The following is a 10,103-nucleotide window of genomic DNA, read 5'->3' as shown; positions in this document are numbered from 1 at the left end:
CCCTCACCCTGCTGCTGGGCTGGCGGCTGGCACTGCTCGCCCCCTGCCTGACCCTGCTGGTGCTCGGTTACTTCGGTGTCACCAATCTGGCCGATTTTGGCTGGCAGGCACTGGTGGGCATCGCCCTGCCAGTAGCCACCAGCTGGCTGCTGTTTCTGGCCAGCTGGGCCTGGCTGCCGCGCCATCTCTTTGTCTATATCTTCGTGGCCGCCTTTCTCGGTGGCGCCATCACCATCTCGGTCAAGGTGGCCGCCAGCGCATTGCTGATGGGGCTAAGTCACAGCTACCCCTGGTACACCATCACGGCGGATTACCTCTCCATCTGGCCACTGCTGCTGTTCCCCGAAGCTCTGCTCAACGGCATGGCGATGACGGTGCTGGCCATCTACCGCCCCCACTGGGTCAATACCTTCTTCGATCGCACCTATCTGGGCAAGTAATGCTCTCTTTCCTGATCTGCGCCGATAAAAAAGGAGAGGCCATCGCCTCTCCTTTTGGTATTCAACATGGCGCCAAATCCCGGCTTAGTGCAGCTTCAGGGTCGGGCGCAGTACCCGGTTGATGCGACCCACCAGCATGATGAGGCCGGTCTTGACGTAGCCGTGCAGGGCGATCTGGTGCATCCGGTAGAGGGAGATGTAGACCAGACGGGCAATGTAGCCCTCCACCATCATGGAGCCGCGCATCAGGTTACCCATCAGGCTGCCCACGGTGGAGAAGCGGCTGAGGGAGACCAGCGAACCGTGGTCGTGGTAGAGGTAGGGCTTCATCTCGCCGCCGTTCATCTTGGCCAGGATGTTCTTGAACGCCTGGCTGGCCATCTGGTGGGCAGACTGGGCGCGCGGCGGCACGAACTTGCCATCCGGCTGCGGGCAGGCTGCGCAGTCACCGATAACGAAGATGTTCTCGTCACGGGTGGTCTGCAGGGTCTCTTTCACCACCAGCTGGTTGATGCGGTTGGTCTCAAGACCGGCGATATCCTTCATGAAATCCGGAGCCTTGATACCGGCCGCCCACACCATCAGGTCAGCTTCAATCAGCTCGCCATCCTTGGTGTGCAGACCGTCGCTGGTCGCTTCGGTGATCATGGTGGCGGTACGCACATCCACACCCAGCTTGACCAGCTCCTGATGGGCGGCGCCGCTGATGCGCTCCGGCAGAGCCGGCAGAATGCGCGGGCCCGCTTCCACCAGGGTCACCTTCAGGCTATCGGTGGTGAGGTTCTTGAAGCCGTAGGCGTAGAGCTGCTCGACCGCGTTGTAGAGCTCGGCAGAGAGCTCGACGCCGGTGGCGCCGCCGCCGACGATGGCAATCTTCACCTTGTCGCCCGGCTTATATTCGGTGGCGAACTGCAGGAAGCGGTTCATCATGCTGTTGTGGAAGCGGTGCGCCTGGGAGGGGCTATCGAGGAAAATACAGTGATCCTTGATGCCCTTGGTGTTGAAGTCGTTGGAGACAGAACCGATGGCCATCACCAGATAGTCGTAGGGCAGCTCGCGCTCGTTGACCACGATGTCGCCATTGTCGTCGTGGATCGGGGCCAGCACGATGCGCTTATCGTCACGCTTGATATCGGTCAGGGTGCCGAGCTGGAAGTCGAAACCGTGGTTCTTGGCGTGAGACTGGTAGCTCAGGGCATCGATGCCCGCATCCATGGAGCCGGTGGCCACTTCGTGCAGCAGGGGTTTCCACAGGTGGGTGCGGTTGCGATCGACCAGAGTGATCTTGGCCTTGTTCTTCTTGCCAAGCTTGCGACCCAGACTGGTGGCCAGTTCCAGGCCACCGGCGCCGCCGCCTACAACGACAATATTCATCATGATGATTTTCCTCGGTTCCTCAAAACGAAAGGGAGCCATTGGCTCCCTAAAACGAAATCGGTCGACGTGATGGATCAGGCTTCTTTGAAGGCCTTCATCCGCTGCAGATGATGCGAGATATTTTTGAACTTATGAGTCTCGCGCTCATCCCACACGATGTCGTAATAGTTCTTCAATTCACGTTCAGTGTCCCGATTATCGCGCACTTCATCCTGAACGGAAAGGATACACAGGCAGTTTCCTGAATTTTTCTTACGAAATTCAGTTACACACTTGGTACCGATATCGTCATATTCTTCCGGACGGTCGATCTTGCCCTGCATGTTCTCTTCCGGATGGAGGTTGGGGTTGAAGATCACCTGGCGAATGCCGCACAGAAAGCCGATCCGCTCACTCCAGTAGCCACCAAGACCCACGCCGCAGATCAGCGGTTTGGGATCGGTACTCATATCGAGCTGTTTTTTCACTTCCTTGAGCAGATGGCTCATATCATGACGGGGGTGAACCGTGCTGTAGTGCACGAAACGCACATCATCATCAATAAACTGCAACTGCAGCACTTTCTCGTGATTGCCTGGGCTGGTGGCATCAAAGCCATGCAGATAGATGATCATGGATAAGACCTCAGGATCTGTGTCGGTTTTATCGAAACTACCCCAGCGGCGGCCCCGTGCGCCACCAAAACATCCAACTTTCTTGCTTTGGATCACGCCCCCGCCCCCGATTGCGCCCTGCGGCCCGCGAGCGCCGTCACATGCAGAGGGGCACATTGCGAGCAACGTTATGGTGCCCGGCTATCAAAGTGAGATCGCCAGACCGATAATGATAAACCCCTTACCAATCTGAGATGCCCCAACCTCCTTCCCCTGCCAACAGCCGGACACTTATCTGACCGGTATGTGACTCATCCCGCAAAAACAAGGCGTTATCGCCAAACGTTTTCTCTCGTGAGCGGCGTTGTGCATGTTTTGTGCACTGACCCGTGCTGCACCGGATCCCTCTCACTACTGCCGAGGGATCTGGCACCTCTGTCAATACACGAGATCAATGACCGGGAAAGCTGCGGCTTTCACTATCTTGCCTGTAGCAGTTGCGCGGGCTTCAAGGAGTGATCTGTTGATGAACGAGACCAATCCCCCCTCCCCCCGACCGGGTGCGCGCAAGCGCCCGGTGGATGAAGTGGAGCGCATGCTCCCCATGGGCCAACTCTTTACCCTGGGCCTGCAACATGTGCTGGTGATGTACGCCGGCGCCGTGGCGGTGCCACTGGTGATTGGCGGCAGTCTGGGGCTGCCCAAGGAGCAGATCTCCTACCTTATCAGTTCGGATCTCTTCTGCTGCGGCATCGTCACCCTGCTGCAATGTGTCGGGATTGGCCGCTTTGCCGGGATCCGGCTGCCGGTCATCATGTCGGTCACATTTGCCGCCGTGATGCCGATGCTGGCCATCGGAGCCAACCCGGATCTGGGGCTGACGGGCATCTTCGGCGCCACCATCGCCGCCGGTATCATCTCGACCCTGCTGGTGCCGCTGATAGGTCGGCTGATGCCGCTCTTCCCCACCGTAGTGACCGGGGTGGTTATCACCTCCATCGGGATCAGCATCATGCAGGTGGGGATCGACTGGATGGCGGGGGGCAAGGGCAATCCGGAATATGGCAGCCTGCGCTATATCGGCACCAGCTTTCTGGTGCTCGTCTTTATCCTGTTGGTGACCCGCTTCACCAAGGGCTTTTTCAGCAATATCTCGGTACTGCTCGGGATCATCTTCGGTTTCGTGGTGGCCATCGCCATGGGCGAAGTGAGCCTCGATGGCCTCGGCGAGGCAGCCTGGTTTGCCCCCATAGTGCCCTTCGCCTTCGGCTGGCCCACCTTCGATCCCATCTCCATCGCCACCCTCACAGTCATCATGCTCATCACCTTTATCGAGTCGATGGGGATGTTTCTGGCCCTTGGCGACATCGTCGGCCATCCGGCCAGACGCGGTGATATCGTGCGCGGGTTGCGGGTGGATGGCATCGGCACCATTATTGGTGGGATATTCAATAGCTTCCCCCACACCTCCTTCTCCCAGAATATCGGTCTGGTGAGCGTGACCGGGGTATCGAGTCGCTGGGTCTGCGTGATGTCGGGGGGGATCCTGCTCGCCTTTGGCCTCATCCCCAAGATGTCGGTGCTGGTCGCCTCCATACCGCCTTTCGTGCTGGGGGGCGCCGGTATCGTGATGTTCGGTATGGTGCTGGCCACCGGTATTCGCATCCTGGCGCGCACCGATTACAACAGCAACCGCCACAACCTCTATATCGTCGCCATCAGTCTCGGAATTGGCATGATCCCGACGGTCTCCGGGAATTTCTTCCAGCAGCTTCCGGCGCAGCTACAACCGCTTTTTCATAGCGGTATCCTGTTGGCCACCATCAGTTCGGTGCTGCTCAACCTCTTCTTCAACGGCTATCAGCCGGATCTGAGTCACCAGACCCGCCCCCTGTTCGTTGGCCCCATCAAACCGCAACAAAAGCAGGCATAACAAACAGGCCCCGGACAGCGAGACTGTCCGGGGCCTGTTGTTCACATCGCCACTCAACCCATCAGGCTGGCAGCTGTTCGAAGCGTTCCACCGCCTGCGCTACCTGTGCCAGACTCCCCTGCCAGAAGGCGGCCTCACGGATATCTTGCCCCAGATGTTTCGCCACCAGATCTTCGGCGCTCATCCGGCCAGTATCGCGCAGCAAGGCGCGATACGCCTCGGCAACGCCCTCTTCCCCCGCCGCCTTGCGGCTCATCAACTGCTGATAGACCCCGAGGCTGAACAGATAACCAAACAGATAGGGGTAGTTGTAAAAGCCCAGCCCCGCAATGGAGAAGTGCGCCTTGGCCGCCCAGAACATGGGGTGATAGCGGGTCAGGCTCCCCTCATACCAGCGTCCCCACGCCTCGTCGGTGAGCGCCTTGAGCCGCTCTGCGGGCACATAGCCCTGCGCTCGCTCGGCCACCAAGGCCTGCTCGAAATCGAAGCGAGCCGGGATATTGACCAGGAAGGTGGCTGCGCCATCGGCCTCCGCCCAGGCGATGGCCAGCTGATCTTCCGGGCTTTGTGCCTGCTCGAACAGGGCGCTGCGCACCAGGGTTTCGGCAAAGATGGAGGCGGTCTCCGCCAGCGTCATGGGGTAGCTGCGCTGGCTCATCGGCAGATCGCGAATGACCCAGTTGTGCCAGGCGTGGCCCAGCTCATGGGCCAGGGTAATGACGTTATCCATGGTGCCGGCATAGGTGACGAAGACCCGCGGCTCGACCGGTTCGGCAAACTTGGTGCAGTAGGCGCCGGTGCGGCGATTTGGCGTGGGCGCTGCATCAATCCACCCCTTCTCGGCCATCATGCGGGCAAATGCCCCCATCTCGGGATCGAAACGGCTAAAGGCATCGGCAATCAACTCGATCGCCTCATCAAAAGGAATGTCGCGGCTGCTGGAAGCAGGCGGCGGCGCAAAGAGATCCTCCGGCCCCAGATCGTCGAGACCAAGGCGCTCGGCCATCAGCTCCAAGGCGCGCTGGCCCAACCCACGGGCTCGCCAGGTTTCGCTCATCAGGGCATCGAGGGTGGCACGCTCGATATGGCTCTGGTGGCAGGAGAGATCCAGCGCATTGAGCACACGGGTTTTGCCGCGCTGACGGGCCAGCTCCAGCCGCCAGCCGTTGAGGGCATTGAGTATGGCGGCAACCGTCTCCTGCTCCCCTTCCCAACCGGCGCTGATGGCATCAAAGGCTTCCAGACGCAGGGCCCCCACCGGGCTGGAGAGCAGATTGCTCGCCTCGGCCAGCCCCATCTCGCGGCCATCAATGGTCAAGCGGATCTTGCCCACCAGATCGTTGTAGAGGTTGCCCCAGGCGTGCAAGCCATCGGTGCCAAGGCCGATCACCAGTTGCTCCGCCGCCACCGGCAGGCGCTGATCCTGCAAGCGACGCTCATGGCACAAGCGGTACGTCTCCTCGCCAAGCAGCGGATCCCTCATCAGCGCGGAGAATTCCTCGTCCGGCAGCGCCAGCATCAGATCGTCCACTGGCGCCAGGGTCTTGAACAGATCGGCATTGAGGGCGCGGGCACGGGACGCCAGCTGTTTGGCCTGCGGATCCCGCGCATCCTGACTGCCGCGGCACGCGGCCAGAATGGCGATGTTCCAGCCGATATGGCGAATATCACGGGCGCGCAGCCGCACTTCCCGCAAAAAATCCAGCAGCGCAGCGTCATCGTCGCGCACCCCGTCCAGACCTGCCATATAGCTGGCCAGCTCTTCCAGCGCGTGGCGGGCGGCGCGCATGTCCGCTTCCAGCTCTGGGCTGTCGAGGCCCGGGTAGATATGGTCGTTATTCCACTGTTGTTGATACATAACTTCTCGCAAAGGCCTTTATCGGGAGGCGCAGCAGACCTGCGGGCAGCAAGTCCGACACCGGGCAACCCGAAGGCCAAAAAATGAAGAGAGGAAAAAAGAGACAATAGCCCGCAAGCTCGCTTATCCCTTGGCCGGGGCAAGACGGCTCACCAGCATCATCACGGCAACCAGCAGCAGACCCGCCACCACACCGGCCACGGCGTTGAGCAGCGTCGGCGTCACCGCCGCCAGTACGGCCCCTACTGTGGGCAGGGTGGCGACAACAGTGGCTGCGTCTTCAATCAGGTGATGGGCAAAGGGCCAGCCATGCACCAGAATGCCGCCGCCCACCATAAACATGGCGATGGTGCCGACCAGTGCCAGCAGGTGCATCAGACGAGGAGCCGTCACCAACAGTCCCTGCCCCACCGCGCGGCGCAGGGCGCTGCCATCGGGCTTGTGCAGCAGATGCAGACCGATGTCATCGAGCTTGACGATCAGCCCCACCAACCCGTAGACCCCGATGGTCATCAGCAGGGCGATGCCCGCCACTACCGAGAGCTGCAGCACGAGGCTTGCTCCCTGTACCGTGCCAAGGGCGATGACGATGATCTCGGCAGAGAGAATAAAATCGGTGCGGATCGCCCCTTTTACCTTCTGCTGCTCGAAGGCTACCAGATCATCGGGAATGGGGGCTGTATGTGCCTCACCCTCGCTCACTTCATGAGGCAGGAACTTGTGGGCCAGCTTCTCGGCCCCCTCAAAGCAGAGGTAGGCGCCTCCCAGCATCAAGAACGGCGTGATAAGCCAGGGCACCAGGGCACTGATGGCGATGGCGGCGGGCACCAGAATCAGCTTGTTGCGAAATGACCCCTTGGCCACCGCCCACACCACCGGCAGCTCCCGCTCGGCACGTACTCCGGAAACCTGCTCCGCGTTGAGTGCGAGATCGTCCCCCAACACCCCGGCGGTCTTCTTCGCCGCCATCTTGGTCATCAGCGCCACGTCATCAAGCACGCTGGCGATATCGTCGAGCAGGGCCAATAAACTGGTTCCAGCCATATCAAAGATCCCTTATATCAGTGAGAAACGTCTTCCCGAAAAATGTCTCGCGCTTGTTCACCACGACCTTGGTCATCAGCGCCACGTCATCGAGCACGCTGGCGATATCGTCGAGCAGGGCCAACAAACTGGTTCCAGCCATATCAGAGATTCCTTATATCAGTGAGAACAACCCCGGGAGAGAGGTGTACGTCCCGATAACCACCGGGGTCAACAGGGCCACCTCATGGCGATGGCAGGCCATCATCGGCCGAGCCAAGAATCCGGCGCTCGCCATCGGGGGTGTTACGTCTTTCGGGCAAAAGATGGCACAGTGTAACGAGAAGCCGCCGTTTCGGCAGCACCCCTGAGCCATTTGTTCCTGGTTCCCTCTGAATCACCTCAAGGAGTTCCCATGCAACCCTGGCAACCTCTGCTCGATCTCTGGTTTGGCGACGAGGCCGATGACGCCCTCCGGGCTACCCGGCAAGCCCCCCTCTGGTGGGGAAAAAGCAGCGAAACGGATGCCCTGCTGGCCAGCCGCTTCGGCGAGCTGGCACAGGCCGCGGCCGAAGGCAGCCTCGCCCACTGGGCCGATGCCCCCAGCGGTCGACTGGCGCTGATCCTGCTGCTCGACCAGCTGCCGCGCAATATCCATCGCGGCACGCCTGCGGCCTTTGCCCAGGATCCGCTGGCACGGGATCTCTGCCTGAAAGGGTTGTCCATCGGGGCAGATCAATCCCTCTCGCCACTGGCGCGGGTCTTCTTCTATCTGCCGCTGGAACATGCCGAATCCCGTGAGCAACAGGCCCGAAGCGTGGCGCTGTTCGAGGCGCTGGCAGCGGAGCAGGCCGGCACACCGGCGCAAGCGACCTTTGCAGGATTTGCCGACTTTGCCCGCCGCCATCAGGTGATCATCGAGCGCTTTGGCCGCTTCCCCCACCGCAACGACATACTGGGTCGCACCAGCACACCGGAAGAGACCGCGTTTTTGCAGCAACCGGGCTCCGGCTTCTGACACCCGCCATATAAAAAAATCCCCGTCATGGTCATGACGGGGATTTTTCGTTCAACCTGCCAACCCTGCGGGCGGCTTAAACCGTTGTTACGCCTTGGCGGGCTCACTCTCGCCCAGCGCGACGGTTTCGCCCAGACTGTCTTCGGTCTTGGCCACCACACTGGCGGCAATGGCGTTGCCCAGCACGTTGGTGGCAGAGCGGCCCATGTCGAGGAAATGGTCGATCCCCAGCAGCAGCAGGATGCCCGCTTCCGGAATATGGAACTGGTTCAGGGTAGCGGCAATCACCACCAGAGAGGCGCGCGGTACCCCGGCCATCCCCTTGGAGGTGACCATCAGCAGCAACAGCATGGTGATCTGCTGGGCCATGGAGAGCTCGATGCCATACGCTTGGGCGATGAACATTACCGCGAAGGTACAGTACATCATGGAGCCGTCGAGGTTGAAGGAGTAACCCATCGGCAGCACGAAGCTGGCGATGCGCTTGTCACAACCGAACTTCTCCAGACGATCCAGGGTCTTCGGATAGGCGGCTTCGGAGCTGGCGGTCGAGAAGGCGAGCAGGATGGGTTCGCGGATCATCGCCAGCAGCTTGATGACGCGACTACGCAGGAAGACGCTGCCCATGGCGATCAGCAGCAGCCAGAGACAGGCCAGCGCGATATAGAACTGAGCCATAAAGCTGCCATAGGTGACCAGAATGCCCAGCCCCTCTTTGGCCACCATGGCGGCGATGGCACCAAACACCGCGAACGGCGCAAAGTTCATCACGTAGCCGGTCACTTTCAGCATGATCTCGGCAGCACTGGCCATCAGCACCACCACCGGTTTGGCCAGATCGCCCAGCGCCGCAGCGGCCAGACCGAAGAAGAGGGAGAAGACCACGATCTGCAAGATCTCGTTGGTGGCCATCGCCTCGACCACGCTCTTGGGGATGGCGTGGGTCACAAAATCTTTCAGGGTTATGGCACCGGCAGCAATGCCCGAGCTGGCGGTGTCATTGGGCAGGGAGAGTGAGAGACCCACTCCCGGCTGCATCAGGGTCACCATCACCAGACCCAGGCTCAGGGACATCAGGGAGGCCAGCATGAACCAGCCGAGGGTCTTGGCACCGATACGCCCTACGGTGCGGGTGTCGCCCATCTTGGCGATACCGACCACCAGGGTAGTGAAGACCAGGGGAGCGATGATCATCTTGATCAGGCGCAGGAAGATATCGGTCAGGATCGTGATGTTATTGGCGAAATCCGCAGCCTGATCTGCGGCAAACATCCGATAGCCCTGGCCGGTGAGGATGCCAAACATCATGGAGATGAGGATGGCGACCGTCAGTTTATTCATTTTCATGGGGGAGTCCCGGTTTTGATTGGTGCAAGCCGTAAACAGTGGCGTGGGAGCCACTACAGTCCGTTTTTGTGATCCGAGCCGTTGATTCCTGGCGGCTGGTATGCTGGGAGAATGCCTAAAAGCAGGGGGTAAATCTAGAGGCTTTATCCAGAATTTTATCCTGTCATTAGGTGTATGTGATATGGATCTTGCAAACCACCAATATTAATCACTGTTTATTTTGATTTCGGCGAGATATTTCGCATTAAGAGTTCGCTCATCGAGTGCCCGTGGCAACAGGCGAAAAGTGAGCAGCGCCGAGATGGTATGCTGCACCTGCATCTGGGCCATAAAGAGATCCGGTTCATCTTCGTCAAAGCCGAAGATCGGCCGTGATGGGGTCACCCTGACGGCATCGCGGTTAATGGTCAGCTCATCGACCTTGAGCCAGGAGTAACCCTCTGCCAGTGCCAGCTCCCCTGCCCGCTTGAGCACATATTTGCGGGCAGTCTCCCTGTCCACCAGATCGTTGCCG

At 60.0% G+C, this 10,103-nt stretch carries 10 protein-coding genes; 3 read left to right on the top strand and 7 right to left on the bottom strand.

Annotated features, from left to right (window positions below; genetic code table 11):
- Positions 1-440 (top strand): hypothetical protein (locus tag AACS18_RS01130; RefSeq protein ID WP_108611824.1); only part of this gene is annotated, 440 nt, incomplete at its 5' end.
- An 84-nt stretch (positions 441-524) separates the two neighbouring features.
- Here the strand turns inward: AACS18_RS01130 and AACS18_RS01125 are convergent.
- Entirely contained in the window at positions 525-1,817 is a 1,293-nt protein-coding gene (locus AACS18_RS01125; RefSeq protein ID WP_019445491.1) for an NAD(P)/FAD-dependent oxidoreductase, read from the bottom strand.
- A 74-nt stretch (positions 1,818-1,891) separates the two neighbouring features.
- On the bottom strand, positions 1,892-2,431 hold the full coding sequence (gene ycfP, locus AACS18_RS01120; RefSeq protein WP_005334000.1) for an alpha/beta hydrolase YcfP: 540 nt from the start codon (positions 2,429-2,431) through the stop codon (positions 1,892-1,894).
- A 505-nt stretch (positions 2,432-2,936) separates the two neighbouring features.
- Between ycfP and AACS18_RS01115 the strand changes: the two genes are divergently transcribed.
- On the top strand, positions 2,937-4,343 hold the full coding sequence (locus AACS18_RS01115; RefSeq protein WP_108611823.1) for a nucleobase:cation symporter-2 family protein: 1,407 nt from the start codon (positions 2,937-2,939) through the stop codon (positions 4,341-4,343).
- Between the two features lie 61 nt (positions 4,344-4,404).
- On the opposite strand, the gene AACS18_RS01110 is transcribed toward AACS18_RS01115, so the two are convergent.
- The 3 genes from AACS18_RS01110 to AACS18_RS01100 all read right to left on the bottom strand — a co-directional run bounded on the left by AACS18_RS01110 (position 4,405) and on the right by AACS18_RS01100 (position 7,387).
- On the bottom strand, positions 4,405-6,201 hold the full coding sequence (locus AACS18_RS01110) for a M3 family oligoendopeptidase (protein WP_181363218.1): 1,797 nt from the start codon (positions 6,199-6,201) through the stop codon (positions 4,405-4,407).
- 123 nt (positions 6,202-6,324) lie between these two features.
- On the bottom strand, positions 6,325-7,245 hold the full coding sequence (locus AACS18_RS01105; RefSeq protein WP_108611821.1) for a DUF808 domain-containing protein: 921 nt from the start codon (positions 7,243-7,245) through the stop codon (positions 6,325-6,327).
- Position 7,246: 1 nt separating this feature from the next.
- Entirely contained in the window at positions 7,247-7,387 is a 141-nt protein-coding gene (locus tag AACS18_RS01100) for a hypothetical protein (RefSeq protein ID WP_021231002.1), read from the bottom strand.
- A gap of 252 nt (positions 7,388-7,639) precedes the next feature.
- Here AACS18_RS01100 and AACS18_RS01095 point away from each other — a divergent pair, with 252 nt between their 5' ends.
- The gene (locus AACS18_RS01095) at positions 7,640-8,242 is read left to right on the top strand and encodes a DUF924 family protein (protein ID WP_108611820.1); all 603 of its coding nucleotides are present in this window, start codon (positions 7,640-7,642) and stop codon (positions 8,240-8,242) included.
- A gap of 87 nt (positions 8,243-8,329) precedes the next feature.
- On the opposite strand, the gene AACS18_RS01090 is transcribed toward AACS18_RS01095, so the two are convergent.
- Both AACS18_RS01090 and AACS18_RS01085 read right to left on the bottom strand, forming a co-directional pair.
- Positions 8,330-9,589, bottom strand: coding sequence for a dicarboxylate/amino acid:cation symporter (locus AACS18_RS01090; RefSeq protein WP_108611819.1), 1,260 nt, complete (start codon positions 9,587-9,589; stop codon positions 8,330-8,332).
- Positions 9,590-9,793: 204 nt separating this feature from the next.
- Positions 9,794-10,103 (bottom strand): hypothetical protein (locus tag AACS18_RS01085; protein ID WP_108611818.1); only part of this gene is annotated, 310 nt, incomplete at its 5' end.

Origin of the sequence: Aeromonas sp. HMWF015, assembly GCF_963878965.1 — a bacterium.
Lineage (GTDB): Bacteria > Pseudomonadota > Gammaproteobacteria > Enterobacterales > Aeromonadaceae > Aeromonas > Aeromonas veronii.
The sequence above is the reverse complement of the archived record's forward strand: the minus strand, read 5'-3'. Positions and strand labels throughout refer to the sequence as shown.